This window comes from Clostridium sp., from assembly GCF_032552055.1.
Taxonomy (GTDB): Bacteria; Bacillota; Clostridia; order Clostridiales; family Clostridiaceae; genus Clostridium.
Map to the genome: position 1 here is coordinate 1 of NZ_JAWGSV010000283.1, position 3,940 is coordinate 3,940.

The window sequence follows — 3,940 nt, forward strand, 5'->3', positions numbered from 1 at the left end:
GTACATCTAAATTAAAACAATATGAAAACACTATATATTTTATAAATAATGATGATCCGAACTCTATTTATAAGCTTTCTGACGAAGGAGATAATGAGGAACTTAAATATGAAAAAGTCTTTTCAAGTTTTACTAATGATTATTTCCCATATGAAGAAGGCTTATTTATAGAAGCTGCTTCTAATATAAATAAAGTTATCTTATTAAGAAATAAGTAGCTTTAAATAGAGATTTTCTATTATAAAGAAAAAGAGATTGCTTAAAGCAATCTCTTTCTTTATTATATTTCAACTCTATAAACTATTTACTACTTCTTTGAACTTATCTCCTCTTATAGCAAAGTTAGGGAACATATCAAAAGAAGCACAAGCTGGTGATAATGTTACTATATCTCCTGGTACCGCTACTTCCTTTGCCTTTAACACAGCCTCTTCTAAACTTTCTACTATAATAGTATTAACTTCTATACCTTTTTCTTCTTTAAGCTTATCAAAAGATGCTTTTATTAAATCTTTAGTTGCACCTAATAAAATAAGTTCTTTAATATATGGATATCCCTCAAATGCTAATGGTTCAAATGGAATTTGTTTATCATATCCACCTGCTATTAATATTACCTTTCTCTCGAAAGCAAATAATCCAGCTAATGTTCTAGTTGGGCTTGAAGCTATAGAATCATTGTAATACTTAACTCCATTAACTTCTCTAACTAATTCACATCTATGTTCTACTCCGCCAAAAGTTTCAGCAACTCTTTTCATAACTTCTATAGATACATCATCTTTAGTTGCTAGGAATGCAGCTAGATAATTTTCTACATTATGAATTCCCTTAATTAAAACATCATCTTTCTTACAAACTTCTTTACCTTCTAAATATAAGGCATTATCTTTAAAATATGCTCCATCTGATATTTCTCTCTTTGAGCTAAATTCTTTAACTTCACCTCTTGCTTCATTTACAAAACCATGAGTTATATCATTTTCTCTATTTAAAATTAACTTTTCATCTTGCTCTTGATATAAAAAGATATTCTTTTTAGAGTCTATATATTCTTGCATATCTTTATGCATATCTAAATGATTTGGTGCTAAATTAGTTACTACAGCAACATCTATAGATAAATTCATTGTCATAAGTTGAAAACTAGATAGCTCTAATACTACCTTATCCTCTTCCTTTATTTCTTCAATATTAGCGAATAATGGCGTACCAATATTTCCTCCTACCCAAGTTTTATATCCTGATTCTTTTAATAACTTTGAAATAATAGTTGTAGTTGTTGTCTTTCCATCACTTCCTGTTACTCCAAACACTTTTCCACTGCAGTATCTTACGAACTCTTCCATTTCAGAAGTAATATAAGCGCCTTCATTTTTCACCCTAACCAATGCATCACAATCTATTCTCATTGATGGCGTTTTGAATACAACTTCAAATCCTGTTAATCTATCTAAATAACCTTCTCCTAATTCTAAAACTACTGAAAGACTATCAAATTCATTAGAAATATCACCTAATTCATTTCTACTTTTCTTATCAAAAGCTGTTACCTTAGCTCCAAGTTTAACTAGAAATCTAATAAGAGGTATATTACTGACCCCTATTCCTACTACTGCAACATTTTTACCTTTAATAAATTCTTTAAATTCTTCAAACGATTTTTTCATACTACTTCCTCCAAATATCTATAAAAATATTATATATAAGTTATAATAAAGATTCTACCTTGTTATTAAGTTATTTTTCATCTAACAATTTTTCAGTAGGTACACCATTTTAACAACTATATATAATAACTTCTAATCTTTCTTATACTATGTATAAGTCTATTTAATTACCGTTATATAAGTCTGTCCCAATTTAAAATTATTATAACACTTTAGATAATTAAATACAAAAATAGGGAGAAAACTATAATAATAGTTATCCTCCCTAAAAACATATTACTTTATAATAAATTGTTCTCTTAAAACATCTTTTTAATATTAATAATTAGAATTCTAAGCTCTTTTCGATATAAGCTTCTAAATCAGAAATATTAACTCTTTCTTGCTCCATAGTATCTCTATTTCTAATAGTAACTGCTCCATCTTCTAAAGTATCGAAATCTATAGTGATACAGAATGGAGTACCAATTTCATCTTGTCTTCTATATCTCTTACCGATACTTCCAGCTTCATCATATTCTAAATTAAACTTCTTACTTAAATCACCGTATACTTCTAAAGCTTTTTCAGAAAGTTTCTTTGAAAGTGGTAATATAGCAGCCTTATATGGAGCTAAAGCTGGATGTAAGTGCATTACAGTTCTAACATCTCCACCTTCTAATTCTTCCTCATCATATGCATCAACTAAGAATGCTAAGGCAACTCTATCAGCTCCTAATGATGGTTCTATTACGTAAGGTACATATTTCTCATTAGTAGTAGGATCTAAGTAGCTCATATCTTGACCTGAATGTTCTTGGTGCTTTTTAAGGTCATAATCAGTTCTATCTGCTATTCCCCATAACTCACCCCAACCAAATGGGAATAAGTATTCAATATCTGATGTAGCATTAGAGTAGAATGATAATTCTTCTTCACCGTGGTCTCTCATTCTAAGGTTACCCTCATTAACTCCTAAGTTTAATAAGAAGTTTAGACAGTAATCTTTCCAATACTTAAACCATTCTAAATCTGTACCTGGCTTACAGAAGAATTCTAATTCCATTTGTTCAAATTCTCTAGTTCTAAAAGTAAAGTTTCCTGGTGTAATTTCATTTCTGAAAGACTTACCTATTTGAGCAATACCAAATGGAACTTTCTTTCTTGAAGATCTTTGAACTGACTTAAAGTTTACGAATATACCTTGAGCAGTTTCTGGTCTTAAATATATTGTACTAGCTGAATCTTCAGTAATACCTTGGAAAGTCTTAAACATTAAGTTGAACTTTCTAATATCAGTGTAGTTTAACTTACCACACTTAGGGCAAACAATTTTATTACTTTCAATATAATCTTTTAATTGTTCATTAGTCCATCCATCTGCACTTGCAACTTCTGCACCATTTGCAGTCATATGATCTTCAACTATTTTATCAGCTCTAAATCTAGCTTTACATTCTTTACAATCCATTAAAGGATCAGAGAATCCTCCAACGTGTCCTGATGCAACCCAAACTTCTGGATTCATTAATATAGCACAATCTACTCCAACGTTATATGGACTTTCTTGTACAAACTTCTTCCACCAAGCTTTTTTTACATTGTTTTTGAATTCAACTCCTAACGGACCATAATCCCAAGAGTTTGCAAGTCCTCCGTATATTTCAGATCCTGGGAATACAAATCCTCTGCTTTTGCAAAGAGCAACGATTTTTTCCATAGTTTTTTCTACTGCCATTTTAATACCTCCAATTTTTTATAATAAAAAAAGGCCCTAAACCTAAAGGGACGAAATACTTATTCCGCGGTTCCACCCTTCTTGGCTCTAGCCCTGCTTTCAAAAATTAATACTCAAAAGCGCCCTTCAACTTAAATTTATAACGATTTTCACCAAGCATCGTCTCTCTAAAATAAACTTTAAGCTTACTCCTCTTTCTCACAGCATTTATTAAATTATATATTCATTTTACCAAAAGCCTTTTATATGTCAAGCAAAAAAGAATTATTCACAAGGTAGCTACTTTATAATTTTCAAATAAAAAATTCACTTCATAGATTATGGGTTTTACTATACTCATAAAGTTATCTTTAAATTTTGATTTATTTTAATTTACTAAAAAATAAAAAAGAGTTTTATAACAATAGATTATAAATCTACTCTTATAAAACTCTTTTATAAAATGGCTCCGTGGAGAGGATTCGAACCTCCAACCTATCGGTTAACAGCCGAGTGCTCCACCGTTGAGCTATCGCGGAATATTTACTACATTAGTTATTATATCAACTTTTAC

General features: G+C 30.0%; 2 protein-coding genes, 1 tRNA gene, 1 pseudogene and 1 other annotated feature. Of the genes and pseudogenes, 1 reads left to right on the plus strand and 3 read right to left on the minus strand.

Going from position 1 to position 3,940, the window contains the following annotated elements:
* Positions 1-218, plus strand: a pseudogene (locus tag E6248_RS14175) (DUF5050 domain-containing protein); the annotation flags it as partial.
* A 75-nt stretch (positions 219-293) separates the two neighbouring features.
* On the opposite strand, the gene murD reads toward E6248_RS14175, so the two are convergent.
* From murD to E6248_RS14190, 3 genes are all read right to left on the minus strand, one after another.
* Positions 294-1,670 (minus strand): UDP-N-acetylmuramoyl-L-alanine--D-glutamate ligase, encoded by a 1,377-nt coding sequence (gene murD, locus E6248_RS14180; RefSeq protein ID WP_316341433.1) that lies wholly within the window; start codon positions 1,668-1,670, stop codon positions 294-296.
* Positions 1,671-1,995: 325 nt separating this feature from the next.
* Positions 1,996-3,387: a glycine--tRNA ligase gene (locus tag E6248_RS14185; RefSeq protein ID WP_316341434.1), complete on the minus strand. Its 1,392-nt coding sequence runs from the start codon at positions 3,385-3,387 to the stop codon at positions 1,996-1,998.
* Between the two features lie 43 nt (positions 3,388-3,430).
* Positions 3,431-3,598 (minus strand) — a binding site (T-box leader).
* 232 nt (positions 3,599-3,830) lie between these two features.
* Positions 3,831-3,905: transfer RNA gene (locus E6248_RS14190), tRNA-Asn, on the minus strand.
* Between the last annotated feature and the right edge of the window lie 35 nt (positions 3,906-3,940).

Bases quoted from the DNA above. Each gene is read 5' to 3' on its own strand.
- murD (WP_316341433.1), bottom strand. From the start codon at position 1,670: ATGAAAAAATCGTTTGAAGAATTTAAAGAATTTATTAAAGGTAAAAAT.
- E6248_RS14185 (WP_316341434.1), bottom strand. From the start codon at position 3,387: ATGGCAGTAGAAAAAACTATGGAAAAAATCGTTGCTCTTTGCAAAAGC.